At 63.5% G+C, this 16984-nt stretch carries 16 protein-coding genes and 2 pseudogenes; 8 read left to right on the top strand and 10 right to left on the bottom strand.

The features are described from left to right. Positions 1-105 precede the first annotated feature (105 nt). On the top strand, positions 106-825 hold the full coding sequence (locus WEA77_RS11015; RefSeq protein ID WP_368067932.1) for a superoxide dismutase: 720 nt from the start codon (positions 106-108) through the stop codon (positions 823-825). A gap of 30 nt (positions 826-855) precedes the next feature. After that, positions 856-1578 carry a 4'-phosphopantetheinyl transferase superfamily protein gene (locus WEA77_RS11010; RefSeq protein ID WP_368067930.1) on the top strand — a complete coding sequence of 241 codons (723 nt, stop codon included), beginning with the start codon at positions 856-858 and terminating at the stop codon, positions 1576-1578. A 237-nt stretch (positions 1579-1815) separates the two neighbouring features. On the opposite strand, the pseudogene WEA77_RS11005 reads toward WEA77_RS11010, so the two are convergent. The 3 genes and pseudogenes from WEA77_RS11005 to WEA77_RS10995 all read right to left on the bottom strand — a co-directional run. Then, a pseudogene (locus WEA77_RS11005) lies at positions 1816-1995 on the bottom strand (transposase); the annotation flags it as partial. Between the two features lie 126 nt (positions 1996-2121). After that, positions 2122-2319: pseudogene (locus tag WEA77_RS11000) on the bottom strand (transposase); the annotation flags it as partial. 252 nt (positions 2320-2571) lie between these two features. Continuing rightward, positions 2572-2757: a hypothetical protein gene (locus WEA77_RS10995; RefSeq protein ID WP_368067929.1), complete on the bottom strand. Its 186-nt coding sequence runs from the start codon at positions 2755-2757 to the stop codon at positions 2572-2574. A gap of 114 nt (positions 2758-2871) precedes the next feature. Between WEA77_RS10995 and WEA77_RS10990 the strand changes: the two genes are divergently transcribed. Together WEA77_RS10990 and WEA77_RS10985 are read left to right on the top strand one after the other, a co-directional pair. Beyond that, on the top strand, positions 2872-4077 hold the full coding sequence (locus WEA77_RS10990; RefSeq protein ID WP_368067928.1) for a serine hydrolase domain-containing protein: 1206 nt from the start codon (positions 2872-2874) through the stop codon (positions 4075-4077). Positions 4078-4142: 65 nt separating this feature from the next. Then, positions 4143-5570 carry an aldehyde dehydrogenase family protein gene (locus tag WEA77_RS10985; RefSeq protein WP_368067927.1) on the top strand — a complete coding sequence of 476 codons (1428 nt, stop codon included), beginning with the start codon at positions 4143-4145 and terminating at the stop codon, positions 5568-5570. An 85-nt stretch (positions 5571-5655) separates the two neighbouring features. Here WEA77_RS10985 and WEA77_RS10980 read toward each other — a convergent pair whose 3' ends face one another. Further along, positions 5656-7128, bottom strand: coding sequence for a DEAD/DEAH box helicase (locus WEA77_RS10980; protein WP_368067926.1), 1473 nt, complete (start codon positions 7126-7128; stop codon positions 5656-5658). A gap of 291 nt (positions 7129-7419) precedes the next feature. Next, complete coding sequence (locus tag WEA77_RS10975; RefSeq protein WP_368067925.1) at positions 7420-8037, bottom strand: TetR/AcrR family transcriptional regulator; 618 nt, start codon at positions 8035-8037, stop codon at positions 7420-7422. Positions 8038-8117: 80 nt separating this feature from the next. Between WEA77_RS10975 and WEA77_RS10970 the strand changes: the two genes are divergently transcribed. Both WEA77_RS10970 and WEA77_RS10965 read left to right on the top strand, forming a co-directional pair. Further along, the gene (locus WEA77_RS10970; protein ID WP_368067924.1) at positions 8118-8960 is read left to right on the top strand and encodes a metal-dependent hydrolase; all 843 of its coding nucleotides are present in this window, start codon (positions 8118-8120) and stop codon (positions 8958-8960) included. A 95-nt stretch (positions 8961-9055) separates the two neighbouring features. Further along, positions 9056-10084: a hypothetical protein gene (locus WEA77_RS10965; RefSeq protein ID WP_368067923.1), complete on the top strand. Its 1029-nt coding sequence runs from the start codon at positions 9056-9058 to the stop codon at positions 10082-10084. 15 nt (positions 10085-10099) lie between these two features. Here the strand turns inward: WEA77_RS10965 and WEA77_RS10960 are convergent, their stop codons facing one another. Then, a complete protein-coding gene (locus WEA77_RS10960) occupies positions 10100-10690 on the bottom strand; it encodes a TIGR00730 family Rossman fold protein (RefSeq protein ID WP_368067922.1) in 591 nt (196 codons plus the stop codon). A gap of 111 nt (positions 10691-10801) precedes the next feature. On the opposite strand from WEA77_RS10960, the gene WEA77_RS10955 reads away from it, so the two are divergent. Both WEA77_RS10955 and WEA77_RS10950 read left to right on the top strand, forming a co-directional pair. Then, positions 10802-12649: an ABC transporter ATP-binding protein/permease gene (locus WEA77_RS10955; RefSeq protein WP_368067921.1), complete on the top strand. Its 1848-nt coding sequence runs from the start codon at positions 10802-10804 to the stop codon at positions 12647-12649. 31 nt (positions 12650-12680) lie between these two features. Continuing rightward, on the top strand, positions 12681-13583 hold the full coding sequence (locus WEA77_RS10950) for a phosphatidylserine decarboxylase (protein WP_368067920.1): 903 nt from the start codon (positions 12681-12683) through the stop codon (positions 13581-13583). A 196-nt stretch (positions 13584-13779) separates the two neighbouring features. Here the strand turns inward: WEA77_RS10950 and WEA77_RS10945 are convergent, their stop codons facing one another. Genes WEA77_RS10945 through WEA77_RS10930 form a run of 4 tightly spaced genes read right to left on the bottom strand, consistent with a single transcriptional unit; the run spans position 13780 to position 16937 of the window. Continuing rightward, positions 13780-14601, bottom strand: coding sequence for an enoyl-CoA hydratase-related protein (locus WEA77_RS10945; protein ID WP_368067919.1), 822 nt, complete (start codon positions 14599-14601; stop codon positions 13780-13782). Positions 14602-14618: 17 nt separating this feature from the next. Then, positions 14619-16007: an acetyl-CoA carboxylase biotin carboxylase subunit gene (gene accC / locus WEA77_RS10940; protein WP_368067918.1), complete on the bottom strand. Its 1389-nt coding sequence runs from the start codon at positions 16005-16007 to the stop codon at positions 14619-14621. Positions 16008-16011: 4 nt separating this feature from the next. Then, positions 16012-16488, bottom strand: a complete 477-nt coding sequence (accB, locus tag WEA77_RS10935) for an acetyl-CoA carboxylase biotin carboxyl carrier protein (RefSeq protein ID WP_368067917.1) — start codon at positions 16486-16488, stop codon at positions 16012-16014. Further along, positions 16485-16937, bottom strand: a complete 453-nt coding sequence (locus tag WEA77_RS10930; protein ID WP_368067931.1) for a type II 3-dehydroquinate dehydratase — start codon at positions 16935-16937, stop codon at positions 16485-16487. Before WEA77_RS10930 ends, accB begins: the two co-directional genes overlap by 4 nt. Between the last annotated feature and the right edge of the window lie 47 nt (positions 16938-16984).

The following is a 16984-nucleotide window of genomic DNA, read 5'->3' as shown; positions in this document are numbered from 1 at the left end:
GAGTTTCCCGGTACAAAGTCCGGACCGTAAGTTGTTGCCAAACGGCTGTCAGGTGTCCGTTGGCAAGGCGTCCCATCGCCGTCAGATTTGAAGGAGCCTCCCATGCTGAAATCCATCTCCCGCAGCTGCGCCGTCATTGCGCTGGCGTTCTCGCCGATTGTCGCCTGTGCGCAAACTCCCTACGCTGCCCAGCTGCCGGCTCCGCAGGCTGCCGTGTTCGAGCTGCCAGCACTTCCTTACGCCGTGGATGCACTTGAGCCGGCGATTGATGCCGGGACGATGACCATTCACCACGGTCGCCACCACAAGGCATACGTCGACAATCTCAACGCCGCAGTGGCGGCGGATCCTGCTCTCCAGGGCCGCTCGATTGAAGAGCTGTTTGCCGGTGTCTCGACGCTCCCGCCTGCCATTCGCAACAACGGCGGCGGCCACTGGAACCACACGCTGTTCTGGACCCTGATGGCCCCGGTCGGCACGGGCGGCGCGCCGTCGTCTGATCTCGCCGCCGCGATCAACCGCGATTTCGGCTCTATGGATGCGTTCAGGGAAGCCTTCAACAAAGCGGCCACCAGCCAGTTCGGGTCCGGCTGGGCCTGGCTCGTCGTCAAGGACGGCAAGCTCGCGATCACCTCCACCGCCAATCAGGACAATCCGCTGATGGATGACGCCGAGGTGAAGGGTGCGCCAGTGCTCGCGGTCGATGTGTGGGAGCACGCCTATTACCTGAAGTATCAGAACAAGCGCGCCGACTATCTGACCTCCTGGTGGAGCGTTGTGAACTGGAACGAGGCCAACAGTCTTTACGCCGACGCGGTAAACTAGACAGACGATGGCGGGTCGGGGGACACCAGCTTGAATGCCAGTTACGCATCCGGGCAGACCGGCGGTGCTGGGGCTGTATCCGCAGACGTCTGGGTCTGGTCGCTCGACGACCCGCCCCGGCCGGAGGCGGTAATGCTGGGCTGGCTGTCGGCGGAAGAGATCGCGCGGGCTGACCGGTTCAGGTTCCCGAACCTTCGCCGCCGATGGATCGCCGCTCGTGCCGGAATGCGCAGTCTGCTCGCCGCGCAGGTGGGTGCCGCGCCGGATGCCCTGGCCTTCGGCGCGGGGCGCAAGGGCAAACCGTTCCTGTTGGGCCAGGATGGTGCGTGCACATTCAATCTCAGTCACAGTGAGGGTCTTGGCGCACTCGCTGTGAGCTCCGCTGAGCTGGGCGTGGACATTGAACTTATCAGCCGGTTCCACGAAGGTGTGGCGCGCGATCGGTTCTCTTCCATGGAAAACGCGGCCCTTGAAGCTCTCCCGGAGGATCAGCGCAACGATGCCTTTTACCGGTTCTGGACCGCCAAGGAGGCCGTCCTGAAAGCCCTCGGCACCGGCTTCTCTCTCGCTAGCAACAGCTTTACGATCGACTTCGCCGACCGGGAGACGCCGCAGCTCGTGGAAGCGAGGTGGCCGGAAGCCGACACCGCAGCCTGGCAAGTCCGCGCGTTCGATCCGCACCCCGGTTTTGCTGGCGCCGTCGCAATCCGCACCGCACGCCCGGTGCGCCTTTCAGTGGACTATTGGGCGTAAAAATCGTTCGGTAGCCAAGTAAAAACCCCGGTATTCATCATGCTTTGCATTTTATACGCCAACAGGTCTGCTGAAATTGACGGGTCGTGAGCAATGGCTCCTTTAGCCTTCGAGAGTATCGATTCCAGAGCAGTTAAAGATCTTCGCGGGATGCGAGCGGGGATCTTCTGTACGTATAAAAGACGAAGCGGGTGGAAAGCTTCGTGTTGAGAGCCTGAACCAATATTCAGCAGCGCTTTGACATTGCCTTGCGACCCGTGTTGCGAGGCGGCGGAGTGAGACGGTGAGTGTCCAGGCTTCTGAAGAGGCAATGCTGGTTTCCCAGTCTTTTGCCAGCCGTCGGCACCGTCCGATCCATGCGAAGGTATGCTCGGCGGCCCATCGCCCGGCGATCACGACGAAGCCTTCTCGGCTGTCTTGACCGACTGGCTGTCGATCACTCCAGCCGTCGGTTCGGACGTACGACCTGACAGCGCCCGGCAAGCGCACGCCAGCACCTCGTTGATCAGGTCGAGACTGGCGCTGCCCGTGCAGCTTGTAGAAATAATACGGCACGGTGGTTAAGGGCGGGAAATCCTTTGGCAACTGCGCCCACTGGCATCCCGTCGCAGCGATATACTGGACCGCGTTACATACTGCGCGCATCCGCGTGCGACCGGGGCGCCCGACCTTCGAACGCGCGGGCATGAAGGGCATGATCAGCAGCCATTCCGCATCGGTGCAGTCATTTGCACACCGCAGCCAAATCAGTCACCCTAATTTCCGGTTGGGCTCTAAGGACATGTCCTGGGCGGCGCCGGCGGTGAAAAGTGAAAACGGGTAAGCGGGTTTCGCGCGCCTGCCTTGGGGTCTTCGTCTTCCGCCGCGCACCTCGATAGCTGTTGCCGGATGGTCCGCCACATTCGTCGTGGCGGAGGGGTAATGGTCATGCCGGGCAATCGGCAGGCCCTACTTCGTTATCACAAGGCCGGGTTCGATGAAATCCGTGCCCTTTCAGATCGCCGCCGTACAGGCCTTGATCGTATGCTCAGGGTAGAAACCACTCGCGCCCCGGTGGGCAATGATGATCTGGGCCTCGCCGCTCAGCGCGGCGAAGGTAGGCTTGATCTGCGTGCCCTCTGCCGGCGCCGAAGCGCAGGCAGCCAGCAATAGGGCGGCGATGGAAAAAATGCGTTTCATCGGCGTGTCTCCTGCCAGCCGGATCAGAACTTGATGCAGGCCCTAGCCTTCAGCAAGAATGGCCTGATCAAGACGGATACTCTAGGGATGTCAAAACAACGGGGGAGCGCAGGCATGCCGGTATTGGTAAAGCGGGTTGGAATGGGACTTGTCACGCTCTGCGCCGTGGTGGTCGCCGGCTGGTTCCTGATCGGGCCGGACTGGCGCGGCCTTTTCGCCAATCCGCCGCTTGGCCGCGATGTGCTCTTCTGGTCGCAGGGCCAGCGCGATGCCGGCTTCCGGATGATCGACCGTGTGCCGTTCATCTCCGAGATACGCCCCATCGAACCAGGCGCCGACGTCTATCCGCTGACCGAAGGCGCGCCGCTCGACCTTGGTCTCGACCTCGATGCCTACCTCGGCAGCCAGCGTAATGTCTCCCTCGTGATAGTCCACGCCGGCAAGGTTCGCCTCGAGCGTTACGGACTGGGCTTTCGAGCCGATGGTCGCTGGACCAGCTTCTCCGTCGCCAAATCACTCACCTCCACCCTCGTCGGCGCCGCCATCAAGGACGGCCATATCAAAAGCCTTGAAGAACCCGTCAGCGCCTACATCGCCGAACTTGAAGGCTCGGCCTATGACGGCGTTACCATCGCGCAGCTGCTGACCATGACCTCCGGCATCGCCTGGAATGAGGACTACGAAGATCCGCAGTCGGACGTTGCCGGTTTCGACCGGCAGGGGCCTGTCGCCGGCATCAGCACCGTCGCCGCCTACATGGCCAGCCTGGCGCGCTCCCACCCGGCTGGCGAAGAGTGGAACTACTCCACTGGCGAAACGAATCTCATCGGCGTCCTCGTCAGCCGCGCCACCGGCAAGACGCTGAACGTCTACCTTTCCGAAAAGATCTGGACGCCCTTCGGCATGGAAGCCGGCGCCACATGGCTCCTTGGCCAGGACGGCCACGAGATCGCCGGTTGCTGCATCCAAGCCACCACGCGCGACTTTGCCCGCTTCGGCCTCTTCATGCTCGCGGGCGGCGTCGTGAACGGCGAAAACATCCTGCCGGAAGGCTGGATCGAAGCCGCCACCGTCAAACAGGCCGACATCGACTCCCCTGGTGAAGGCTATGGCTACCAGTGGTGGACATGGGATGATGGCTCATACCAGGCTGACGGAATCTTCGGCCAGGGCATCTTCATCGACCCCAGCCGCAACCTGGTCATCGCCTCCAATGCCAGCTGGACCTCGGCCCTCGGCCTGCGCGGCGGCGAATGGGAAGCCCGCCGGGATTTCTACAAGGCGGTCCAGCAAGCCTTGGATCGCGACAAAACTGAGTAGATCCCCGGTCTTGTGAAATCCGCCCGTGTGGCGTTGAGTGGTTCCCATAAAGGGAGAACGCTGCCATGACCGATCACAAGTTCACCATGACCATCAACGGCAAGGCCATTGCCGGGACGGAAACCTTCGGTGTCGAAAACCCCGCCACCGGACAGGTCTTCGCTCAGGCGCCGGACTGTTCGAAGGCGGAGCTGGACGCCGCCGTCGCCGCCGCGCGCGCTGCGCTGCCGGCCTGGAAAGCGACGCCCATCGAGAAGCGCCGCGAGCTGCTGAACGCGATGGCCGGCGTCATCATGCAGAACATTCCCGAGCTGTCGCGCCTGCTCACGCGCGAGCAGGGCAAGCCGCATCCGGACGCCGAGGGTGATGTCGGTGGCGGCGCCTTCTGGCTGATGGAATCCTCCAAGCACGAAATCCCGGAACATGTCTCCGAGGACTCCGCCGAGCGCCACGCGATCACGCGCTATGGCCCGATCGGCGTCGTCGCCGCCATCGTGCCGTGGAACTTCCCGATCATCCTCGCTGCGTTTAAACTTGGCCCGGCATTGCTCGCCGGCAACACGGTCGTCCTGAAGCCCGCGCCAACGACGCCGCTCACCACGCTGCGCCTCGGCGAACTGCTGCGCGGCGTCCTGCCGGACGGCGTCCTCAATGTCATTTCCGGCTCGGACCGTCTCGGCCCATGGCTCACCGCGCACAAAGGCGTCGACAAGGTCAGCTTCACCGGCTCCACGCAGACCGGCCGCAAGGTCATGGAAAGCGCCGCCGGTTCGCTGAAACGTGTCACGCTTGAACTCGGCGGCAACGATCCCGCCATTGTCATGCCGGATGTCGACGTGACGAAGGTCGCCGAAGACCTTTTCTGGGCCGCCTTCCGCAACACGGGCCAGATATGCATCGCCACCAAGCGCATGTACATCCATAAGGACGTGTACGAACCATTGAAGACCGCCATTGTCGAATACGCCAAGACCGTGAAGATCGGCGACGGCGCCGAGCAGGGCACCCAGATCGGCCCGATCCAGAACTCCGCCCAGTACAAGCGCGTGCTCGAACTGATCCAGGACGCAAAAGACAATGGCTACAAGTTCCTGATCGGCGGCGAAGCCTCCAGCGTGCCCGGCTATTTCGTGCCGATCACCATTCTCGACAATCCGCCGGAAAATGCCCGAATTGTCCAGGAAGAACAGTTCGGCCCGGTCCTGCCACTCTTGAAGTTCGACAATCTCGACGAAGTCATCGGCCGCGCCAATGACAGTGAGTACGGCCTCGGCGCCTCTATCTGGACCACCGACCTGGACCGCGCCCAGCAAATCGCCGAGCAGCTGCAGGCCGGCACCATCTGGATCAACGAGAGCCAGCACCTCAGCCCCCACGCGGCCTTCGGCGGCTTCAAGCAATCCGGCATCGGCGTCGAGGGCGGCCCGGACGGCGTGCTGGAATTCTGCCAGGCCAAGACCGTATTTACCCGGAAGGCCGCCGTCACCGCGTAACCTTCATCCGCCAGCGGACAATACCCCAAACGCAAGCCGCCCCGGCCGTGAGACCGGGGCGGTTCGATTTGCGGATAGGGAAAACCTAGACGCCGGCGCGTTCCGGACGGCGCGAGCGGTTGCCGCCGCCGCCCTGGCCGGGGCCGCGGCGCGAGCCGCCGCCATTGCCGCCGGGCTTGCCGCCGCTGGAGGTGCGCTGGAAGTGACCGCCGCTGCCGGACGAACGCTCACCACTAACCTGCGGTTTGCGCTCACCGCCCTGTTGCGGGCGGCGCTCACCGTCTGCCTGCGGACGACGCGCGGCAGGGTCATAAGCGCGGCGCTCGCCATCACGCTGCGGACGGCGCTCGCCATTGCCGCTGCTGCGCTGCTGGCCCTGCGGCCGGCGGCTCTGCTGTTGCGGTTTGCGCGAGCCGCGATCATCGGCTTCCGATTCGCCCGCGGGACGCGGGGCGAGCTTGTTGCCCACCAGCTTCTCGATGGCGCGCAGGTAATCGCGCTCGTCCCTGGAAACGAACGAGATCGCCACACCCGTGGCCCCGGCGCGTGCGGTGCGGCCGATGCGGTGGACATACTGCTCGGGAACTTCCGGCAGGTCGAAGTTGATAACATGGGTCAGGCCGTCGATATGGATGCCGCGTGCGGCGATATCGGTGGCAACCAGGACCGGCACGCGGCCGCCCTTGAACGCTTCAAGCGCACGCTCGCGCTGCGACTGGCTCTTGTTGCCGTGGATGGCTACCGAGTCGATGTCCGAAGCGGCGAGACGGCGTACAACGGCGTCGGCGCCATGCTTCGTCCGGGTAAAGACGAGAACGGTCTTCACTTCCGGCTTGCGGATGGTCTCGACGAGAAGCGCCTGCTTCTCGCCTTGTTCGACGAAGCAGATGCGCTGCTCAACCTTGTCGGCCGTGGCTGAAGGCGGGGCAACGGCAACTTGTGCCGGGTCACGCAGGAACTGCGCAGCCAGGCCTTCGACGAGTTTCGGCATGGTTGCCGAGAAAAACAGCGTCTGGCGTTTCGCCGGAACGTGTTTGGCAATGGCGCGAAGGGCGTGAATGAATCCGAGGTCCAGCATCTGGTCGGCTTCGTCGAGCACGAGGACTTCAACATCTTTCAGGCCGACAGCGCGCTGCTCGATCAGGTCGATCAGCCGGCCGGGCGTCGCGATGAGCACGTGCACGCCGCGCTCAAGCTTGCGGATCTGCGGGCCGATCTTGGCGCCGCCGCAAACCATTGCGACGCGAAGGCCGAGGCCCGCGCCATAGGTTTCGAACGAGGCAGCGATCTGGCCGGCGAGTTCCCGGGTCGGGGCGAGCACGAGCACGCGCGTGCCTTTGTGCGGCGCCGGGCCCTGATTGCGGAACAGCTTGTCGAGGATCGGGGCGGCGAAGGCCAGCGTCTTGCCGGTTCCGGTCTGGGCAAGGCCCATGACATCGCGGCCGGACATGATCAGCGGGATAGCACCCGCCTGGATAGGGGTAGGAACGGAATAGCCAGCAGCGGTCAGCGCAGATTCAACGCGCGGCGCGAGGCCGAAGGATTGGAAGTTGGTCATGTTGTCTTTCAAAATAATACGGTGCGCCCGGCGCGACACGTCGCGCTGGGGAGCGGGGGTTCTAACGACCCGCGTGAAGAAGGGCGCCTGGGGCTAAGTTGGTGTCTGTAAGGAGGGCCTCGGACAGGGCGGATATCCCGCCACGCCAGCTCACGCTGCCCTGCAAGGAAGCCTAAGCTACCCAGACCCGACGGCACATGGGGTATAACTGCCGATAAGTCAAAGGCTTTTGCGCACCGGAGTATTAACGGCGCCGGCCGTCCGCCTGCTGATGGCCAGCTCCGCCGGCGTTCAGGCGCCTTCGAATGGGCCCAGCCTTTCCTCCAGCAGTTTCAGCGCCACGGCCCGCGCCCGGCCTTTCGGCTTGCCCAGCAGCTCGCCCAGCGTAGGGCCAAACAGGCCAACGCCCATCGCGAGGATGACGCTGACGAGTATCGCATCTTCAAGCCGCTCAACATCCGCGTCGTGGGGGCGTATCTTCTGGCGGATCACCGTCTGCACCGCCTCGCGCACCGTCCGCAGGCGGCGTGATTCGCCGGTCATCTCCAGCCAGGCGGCGAGGCGTGCCGCGCCCTTGGTCTCGAAGGCATCGAACAGGTTCTGCAAGGCGGCGGCCCGGGCCGCGCGCGGGTCTGCCGGCACATCCATCACGAGGATCCCCGAGACCAGCTCGACGATCATCTTCTCCATCAGAGCCGCCTGGACCCAGTCGATGGTGCCGAAATGGTGGAGCACGGTGGCGTTCGCGACGCCCGCTTCCGTTGCCACATCCGCCAGCCGAAGCGATTGCGGCCCCTGGCTGACCAGCAGCCGCTCCGCCGCGATGAGGATATTCTGACGCGAGGCTTCCGGCGACCGGCGGACCCGGGCCAGCTTCTTTGAGGAAGAGGTGATTTTACTTATCGACATTTTTGTCAGTAACTGCTAATTATGCTTAAATTCAATTGAGGCCGGGGATCAGATTGCCCCGTTTCAGCAGGAAAAGCGATATGACGGCGAAACGCTCCCCCGAAGATCTCACGATCCTTCCCCGCGATCTTCACTTTGACGTTGGCGGTGCAAAGTCGGGTTACTGGCTGGACGGCGACCCGGTTGCCACCGCCGTAATGAACACGCTGTCGATGACCTTTCCGGACGGCGAGCGGTTATTCATGGACGCCGTGCGCGCCTACAGGGACCGGCTCGATGGCAAGCTGGCACAGGACGCGAAGGAATTCATCATGCAGGAAGCGCTCCACTCGCGCGAACATGTCATGCTCAACAAGATGATCGACCGGACGAAATACCCGGTCGGGCGCATCGAGGAACAGATCCGTGAGCGGATCACTTTCTCCCGCGCGCGCGGCCCCATGCGCATGCTGATAGCGACAATCTGCCTCGAACACTTCACCGCCATGCTCGCCGACATGTTCGCCGCGCATGACGACATGTTCGCTAAGACCGACCCCGCCCTGCGCGACCTCTGGCGCTGGCACGCGATGGAAGAGACAGAGCACAAGGCGGTTGCCTATGACGTGTTCCTCGTGGCGACGAAGGACTGGTCCGGCCTCCAGCGTTATCTGCGCAGGTCGATGGCAATGCTGCTGATCACGTATTTCTTCAGCCGGAACATTGCGACCTATTCGGCATGGATGCTGGAAGCGGACGGGTATTCGCCGAAAGAGGCGAAGAAAGCAGCGCGCGATTTCCTCTGGAAGAAGCCAGCCTTTTTCGGACGCGGCTGGAAAATCTGGATCACCTGGTTCAAGCCGGGCTTCCACCCCTGGGACCATGATAACCGTAACGTGATGGCCGATTGGCGCGCCGAATTCACACCGATTCCAGCGGAATAGGCCTTCTCCGAAAACTTCCCTGATTCAGGTCTCTGGACAAACATTGCCGGCCACACTTACTCTTGCCGCAAGGCTGGGGAACGAGGCCGTTCAGAATGAAAATCCACTTGTCCCGCCAGGTATTGAGGCTCCTGCCCGTCACCTTCGCGGTCATGGCCGCAGGTCTTGTCTCGGGCGCCGAACCGGCGCCGCTGGACACCCTCACCGATGTGGCCCAGATCGAAATCGAGACTGCGGTCAACTCTGCGCCTAATTATCTCGGCCTTGAGCTGCCGCTCCGGCCGGGCGAACGCGTGGTGGCGACTGCCGGAGGTGAGTGTTCGGTTGTCGTGTTCGCGCCCAATAAGGAACGCGACGCACGTTTCGCCGCCTACTGGAGCACGGCCAGGTGGGACGGCTATTGCCGCTTCGGGCTGGCCTACGGCAAAGGCGTGATCACCGGCGTGGACGGAAACTGGAGTGTCGAGACAGCCATGCTCTATGGCATCGAGGTCAATCCGGCAGAGAGCATCAACACCGAAGTCGGCCAGGATGGCGCAATCTCCTGGGACCCGTCCATCGATACGCTACATTTCTTTTCCGGCCCTGCGTTCAGCGACCTCGCTGCCAAGCGCTACGTGATCCAACTTGAGAAAGACGCGCCCGGCGATCTGGAGCTGGGCGACCTCGTGTCGGGCTGGTACGGCGCCGACTATCTCGAAAAGCATACCTTCGACGAGGCCGGGCGCGAACGGACCATGAGTGTGAGCGCCTGGAACGTCGACACCTATTGCGGCCTTGGTCTCCCGCCGGAATTCAAGCCCTACGAAAAGGAAGTGAAGAAGGCCTGCAGGAAGACCGGCGACAAGCTCGTCCTCTTCCGGCGTGAAGGTTTCGGCATCGACCCCTGGGCGAGCCGGCCGATCACCTGGCTGAAGTCCTGCCCGTTCAACAAGACGCGCCGCACCAATGATTGCGGCCAGCTGGTGCGCGAAGCGCTCGGTAAGGAAGCCGCCGAACTGGACGCCTTCCTGAAAGACGGTGACGCCGCTGCCCGCGCCGCCGCGCGCCAGGAAATCATCGACCGGTACGCCCCGCTGGAGGCGGCCATCGAGGAGCCGTTGCTGGTCGAGGACTTCGAGTAGCGCGGTAAGCGCCGACTACAGATCGATCACCACCCGCCGGTCTTCCAGCGCCGTGATTGCCTCGGCGGATGTCGTGCAATGCACCAGCGCCCCGCGAAAATCTTCCGGGATGAAGCCGCCTTCGATGATCCGGTCGAGCAGCTGGAAGAAGGGTTCCCAGAACCCGTCCTCGTCGAGAAAGGCCATCGGCTTGGCATGGATGCCGAGCCGGGCCCAGGAGAGGATTTCCACAGCCTCCTCCAGCGTGCCGATCCCGCCGGGCAATACGATGAAGGCATCTGCCTCCTCGAACATCATCATCTTGCGGGTGTGCATGTCATCGACGATGCGGTGCTCTACCTCGGTATAGATGCGTTCCTTCTGCAGCAGGAAGCGCGGCATGATGCCGAGCACTTCGCCGCCGCGCTCGTGGGCGGCGCGGGCGCAGGCGCCCATCAGGCCGACGCCGCCGCCTCCGTAAACGAGGCGGATATCGCGGCTCGCCAGTTCGCGGCCCAGCTTCTCGGCAAGGCGGATATATTTTTCATTTACCGTGCCTGAGGCGCCGCAATACACGCAGATCGACCCGAGACGGCTGGCTTTCAGGGGTTTCTTGATATCATCCATGAACCGGAAGTTAGGCGGCGTTGACCCGCTCCGCCAGATGGTTTTGCACGGACCGGCAATTCCGGGCCGGGGGAGGTTTCGTTTTGGCGCGTTCCGCGCCATATGGCGTGCATGAGTCCTCCTTCCCTTGGCGCGGCTGCGCCCGAAAATCATGACCGGATCGAGAGCGCGGATGGCGGCCTCTGGGCCTCGATCCTGCGGATCCTGAAGCTGCTCTGGCGGCCGGAACTGGCGAAATGGCGCCCGGTCATGGCGATTGCCGTGATCCTGACACTGGCGGCCTCGGTGCTGGAAGTCATCTCGCCGCTGGTCATGGGCCACGCGATCAACCAGGTTGCCCCGTCCGGCGGTAGCGCAGGCGGGTTCGCCGTAGCGGCGCTCTGGCTGACCTATGGCCTCCTGCTGCGTTTCGCAGCAGCCGCCCTGCCACAGGTGCGCGACTGGTTGTTCTCGCCGGTCAGTCAGGATGCCCAGCGGGTGGCGAGTGTGGATGCCTTCGGCCATGCCCTCGGCCTGTCGCTGAACTTCCACCAGACCCGCCGCACCGGCGCTCTGAACCGCATCATCGAGCGCGGGGCAGGGGCGATCGACTATCTGATCCGCTTCCTTGCCTTCAATATCGGCCCGACACTGGTTCGCCTTGTGCTGGCCTCCATCGCGCTCGGTGTGGCATACGACTATCGTCTCTCGCTGATCGCGGTGGCGACCATTGCGCTCTATGTCGTCTCGACCGTCATCATCACCGAATGGCGCGTACGACAGCGCCGGAAGATGAACGAGGCCGACACGCATTTCCGCGCGACCTCGGTGGACATCCTGACCAATTTCGAGACTGTGAAATCCTTCGCCGCTGAAACCCGCGAGACCGGGCGTTTTGACACGGCGATGAGCGAGTACAACACCCATTATGTCGAGACCAACCGCAGCATGTATGTGTTGAACACGGTGCAGGCTCTGGTGATGAACCTCGGCCTGCTCGCGGTGATGGTGCTGTCGGCGCTGAACGTTATCGAAGGTCGGATGCAGATCGGCGATCTGACCGCTGTGATGCTGATGCTTTTGTCGCTCTATGCGCCGCTGAATATTCTCGGCTGGGCCTGGCGCGAGATCAAGCAGGGCGCGGTGGACCTCGAGAAACTGCACGGCCTGCTGGGTATGATTCCCGAAGTACGCGACGTGCCGGACGCGAAAGGTCTGGCCAAGCCGAAGGGCAGGGTGACCTTCGAGGATGTGGCTTTCAACCACGAGGGCCGTTCCGTCGGTGTACAGAATATCAGCTTTGACGTGATGCCCGGCGGGAAGATCGCCTTCGTCGGCACCTCGGGCGCCGGCAAGTCGACTCTGCTTAAACTGCTGTTCCGATTCTACGATACCGATTCAGGCCGGGTGCTGATCGACGGGCAGGACGTACGTACCGTGACGCAGGAATCACTTCGCGCGAACCTCGGCCTCGTGCCGCAGGATGTAGTGCTGTTCAACGACACGATCCGCGCCAACATCGCCTATGCCCGGCCGGGCGCGAGCGATGCGCAGATCCGTGAAGCGGCGCGCGGTGCACAGCTGCTCGACTTCATCGAAAGCCAGCCAGACGGCTGGAACACCCGTGTCGGCGAGCGGGGGCTGAAACTCTCCGGCGGCGAGAAACAGCGTGTCGGCATTGCCCGGGTGGTGCTGGCCGACCCGGCGATACTCGTGCTCGACGAGGCGACCAGCGCCCTCGACAGCGCCACTGAAGCGGCCGTGCAGGACGCTCTGGAACACGCTTCGGCAGGGCGCACCACACTGATGGTGGCGCACCGTCTCTCCACCGTTATTTCCGCCGACGAGATCATCGTTCTGGAAGCCGGACGTGTGATTGAGCGTGGTAACCATGCCGCGCTGCTGGCAAAAGGCGGTAAATATGCTGATATGTGGCAGCGTCAGGCGCGTAGCACCGATGCTGCATTGGCTGTGACCTGAAGGCTGCCGCCCCCGAAAGGAGCGACAAGACATGTCTGACGAGATCGAACGCCGTTCCATGCCATGGCTGAATGTCGTGCTGGACTGGGAAGGTGTTGCGGCTGCAGCGGCTGCGTTCCTGGCCGCGCTGCTGCTTGGCTGGATCTGGGGCCCGCTGTTCTGGATCGGTTTTGCCGCGATGCTGGCGGCGCTGGCCGCGGGGCGCTGGTCGCGCCGCTCGCCGCCGGACCTGGCGGACGGTGTGGTTGCACCATGTGACGGGATTGTCCTCTCGATCGAGCGCGACGAGCCACCGACAGCGCTGCGCCTGTCGGCCGGCAGCGTCGTGCGCATCCGCATCGCGTCCTCGCCCTTCGTCACCAACAAGCTCTACACGCCGATTGCCGGCGGTGTGGACCTGATCAGCCTCGCGCAAGGCGAAACCAATGCGCCGCTTGCCTTCCGCCCGGACGATGATGGCCTGACGCGCGCCTACATCACCTTCGAAAGCGCCGGCGAACAGGCGGGTGTCGCGCTCGCCAGCGGCGGGCTTGGCCCGCGCATCGACCTGGCTGTCGAGACCGGCGACGTGGTTCGCCTCGGCCGCGCCTTCGGCACGCGCCGCCTCGGTGGCTGGTGCGACCTCTACCTGCCGGCGAGCATGTCGGTGCAGGTCTGGCCGGGACAGACGCTGGTTGGCGGCGAAACGGTGATCGGCCGCCTGCGTGCCGGCTTCGACGACGACAGGGTGATCGACGTGGTCGAGGCCGTTGTGGCGGAAGCGCGCCGTGCACCGTTGGCGGCGGCGCCCGTGGTGTCGGCGGACATGATCGCGGAGGAAGAAGAGATCTTCGACGATTATCCGGAGCCGGACGAAGTCGAAGCGCCGGAAGATCCTGCTGCCATCTTTGCGCGGTTGCGCGAAGCGGCCCGCAAACATGGCGAGAGCGACTAAGCGTTTCGCGGAGCATTCTTTGGCCTGCCGCGCTCTGTAGGAGCGGCCGTTTTTCGGATTTGATCCTTCCTGTACTGTCCCTTCGGAAGCCGGGAGCCAGCGTGATCGCCTTGCGCCTGCTCCAAAGTCTGGTTCCCGGCTTTCGTCCACCTGGATTACATGAAGAGAGGAGGGGCGCATTTCCCGCGCAGCCTTTTCACCTCTTGAAGTCAGGCTTGCGCTTCTGCGTGAAGGCCCGGACGCCTTCGGCGAAATCATCCGTGTTGCCGAGTTCGAACTGCGTGCGGCGTTCGAGGTCCAGCTGGGCGGCCAGGTCGTTGTCGAAGGCCGCGGCGAGCACTTCGCGCGTGCGCACGAGTCCCAGGGTCGGCCCGGCGGCAAGTTTTTCGGCGATTTCTGACGCCCGGGGCATCAGGGCCGCGTCATCGACCGCCTGCCAGATCAGTCCCCAGTCTGCTGCATTTTCGCCCGATAGCCTGTCGCCGAGCAAGGCTAGGCCCTTGGCGCGTGCGCCGCCGACGAGGCGCGGCAGGTGCCAGGAGCAGCCCATGTCCGGCACGAGGCCGAGCTGCGGGGCGAAGACCTGAATGAAGGTCGCAGACTTCGCGGCCACGACGATGTCGCAGGCGAGCGCGAGGCCGACCCCGCCGCCGGCGGCCACACCGTTGACGGCGGCGACAGTGGGTTTCGGGAAAGCGGCGAGGTCACGTGCGAGCGGATTGAAGTGGCTCGTCATCCCGTCGGATATACCCTGGCCGCGCGAGACCGGCGGCGTATCGGATTGCTCGACAAGGTCAGCCCCCGCGCAGAAGCCGCGCCCGGCGCCGGTGATGATCAGCGACCGGACGGACGTGTCTGCAGCAGCCTTGCCGAGGGCAGCGCGCATCTGTTCCATCAGGTTGCGATTGAGCGAGTTCAGCGCCTCGGGCCGGTTCAGCGTAATCGTGAGGACGCCGTGCGCCAAGGCCTGGAGAATGTGGCCCGGCGCGGCCGGATTGCCTGGATTGCTCGTGGGCATGTCGCGCCTCCCTGGCGTCAGACTTCGCCGGCAGCCTCTGCTTCCGCCGCCTTTGCATCCGCCAGGAATTTTTCCAGCCAGTGGATGTTGTAATGGCCCGCGACCACGTCGTCATTGTCGACGAGGCGGCGGTGCAGGTCGAGCGTGGTGTGCACGCCGCCGACGACCATTTCCTGCAAGGAGCGCTTGAGGCGCATCAGGCATTCGCGGCGGGTGCGCCCGTGTACGATCAGCTTGCCGATCAGCGAATCGTAATGCGGCGGGATCCGGTAGCCTGCATAAGCCGCGCTATCGAGGCGCACGTCAGGGCCTCCGGGGGCGTGGAACTCGGTGATCAGACCGGGCGAGGGAACAAAGGTTTCCGGGTGCTCGGCATTGATGCGGCACTCGATGGCATGGCCGACCAGCATCACGTCTTCCTGGCGGAAGGAGAGCGCCTTGCCTTCGGCAATCCGGATCTGTTCGCGCACGAGGTCGATGCCGGTGATCATCTCGGTGACCGGGTGCTCGACCTGAAGGCGGGTATTCATTTCAATGAAGTAGAACTTGCCGTCTTCGTAGAGGAATTCGATCGTGCCGACGCCGCGATAGCCGATCTTCTGCATGGCGCGGGCGCAGATCAGGCCGATCTCTTCGCGCTGGATCTGGTTCAGCGCGGGCGAGGGGGCTTCCTCGAAGACTTTCTGGTTGCGGCGTTGCAGCGAGCAGTCGCGCTCCCAGAGATGGGCGACATTGCCGTGCGTATCGGCAATCACCTGGATCTCGATATGGCGCGGGCCCTGAAGGTATTTTTCGAGATAGACTGCGTCGTCACCGAAAGCGGCTTTTGATTCGGTCTTGGCGGTCTTCACTGCGTTCTCGAGGTCGGCCTCGGTCATAGCGAGTTTCATGCCGCGCCCGCCGCCACCTGCGGACGCTTTGACGAGGACCGGGTAGCCGATTTTCTTCGCCGCCTTCTTCGCTTCGGAAATCGATTCGAGCGCGCCCTCGGAGCCGGGCACGCAAGGCACGCCGGCTTCGATCATGGCGCGCTTTGCGGCGATCTTGTCGCCCATGATGCGGATATGTTCTGCCGTCGGGCCGATGAAGGCGAGGCCGTGCGCTTCGACCATTTCGGCGAACTGGGCGTTCTCCGACAGGAAGCCGTAGCCGGGATGGATCGCGTCGGCGCCGGTGATCTCGGCGGCCGCAAGGATGCGGGATTTCTTGAGATAACTCTCCGACGACGGCGCCGGGCCTATGCAGACGCTTTCGTCGGCGAGGCGTACCGCCATCGCGTCCCGGTCGGCTTCGGAATGGACAACGACCGTCATCAATCCCATCTCCTTGCACGCGCGGTGGATGCGCAGCGCGATCTCGCCGCGATTCGCGATCAGGACTTTGTGGATCGGACGGTGCTCGGCCATCGAACTACTCGATCAGGACGAGGGGTTCGCCGTATTCGACGGGTTGAGAGTTCTGGACGTAGATGGCTTTGACGGTGCCGGCGCGATCGGCTTCGACCGGGTTGAAAGTCTTCATGGCCTCGACCAGCATCAGCGTGTCGCCCTTCTTCACCTTGTCGCCGATGTTGACGTAGGGCTTCGTCTGGGGATCGGCGGAGAGGTAGACGGTGCCGACCATTGGGGATTTCACGGCATTGTCCGGGGCACCGGAGGCTACAGCTACAGCGCCCGGGCCGGCCGGGGCAGGCAGGGAGGGCTGCATCGGGGCGTAGGTCTGAGAGGGCGCCGCAACGGCGGCATGCATGACCTGCGTTGACTGGCGCGAGACGCGGAGTTTCAGGCCATCATGCTCGATCTCGATTTCGCCGAGGTCTCCCTCGCGGAGGATGGCGGCAAGTTCGCGGATGAGACCCGTGTCGAGCTTGTTCTTGGGAGTACTCATTTTTTTTCAGCTCCTGCCTGACCGGAAAGCCGCATGGCAGCCCCCAGCGCAAGTTCGTATCCGTAGGCACCTAGCCCGGCAATCGTAGCTGTTGCAACAGGTGCAACATAGTTAACGTGCCGGAAGGCCTCTCGCGCTGCGGGATTGGACAGATGGACTTCAATGACGGGAATCTTGAGTGATTTCAAGGCGTCGTGAAGGGCGATGGACGTATGGGTATAGGCGGCGGCGTTGAGGATCAGGACCGAGGCCTCGCGGCCAGCTTCCTGGACCCATGTGACGAGTTCGCCTTCGGAATTGGTCTGGCGCAGCACAAGCGGGGCAGCCTGCGCCTGCGCCCGCAGCCGGGCGTGAATATCTTCCAGGGTATCCCGGCCATAAATCTCGGGCTCGCGCGTGCCGAGCAGATTGAGATTCGGGCCGCCGAGGACATATACCGGTTTCGACATGCGAGCCCGTTTGCGCTGGATTCTCATGTGTTGCAAGAGGGCAACAG

The organism is Hyphomonas sp. (assembly GCF_040882205.1).
GTDB lineage: Bacteria > Pseudomonadota > Alphaproteobacteria > Caulobacterales > Hyphomonadaceae > Hyphomonas.
Note: the sequence above shows the minus strand (reverse complement) of the source record. Positions and strands in the feature narration are given on the sequence as shown.